Source organism: Shewanella sp. S1-49-MNA-CIBAN-0167, from assembly GCF_040310145.1.
In the GTDB taxonomy this organism is placed as follows: domain Bacteria; phylum Pseudomonadota; class Gammaproteobacteria; order Enterobacterales; family Shewanellaceae; genus Shewanella; species Shewanella psychromarinicola.
On record NZ_JBEOPO010000454.1, the window covers coordinates 1 to 242 of the forward strand.

General features: G+C 35.1%; 1 protein-coding gene. It reads left to right on the forward strand.

The features are described from left to right. On the forward strand, positions 1–242 hold a 242-nt coding region (locus AAEZ00_RS22015; RefSeq protein WP_351090158.1), incomplete at both ends, for an MtrB/PioB family outer membrane beta-barrel protein.

The window sequence follows — 242 nt, forward strand, 5'->3', positions numbered from 1 at the left end:
TATCAGGACTATAAAGCTTTCTTAGATTACAGCTACGAAAAACAATCTGGTAATAAAGAAGCTAGTTTCGTCGATGCTATTGGTGTTGTAAATTTTGTTGAACCTATCAGTTCCAGTACCGAAGAGGTCCACGCAGGTATTACTTATAATGGCAATACCTGGTCAAGTACTCTGCAATATAATGGTAGTTTTTATCGGGACGATATAGATAATCTTTCACTAATCTACAATGAGGATATTTA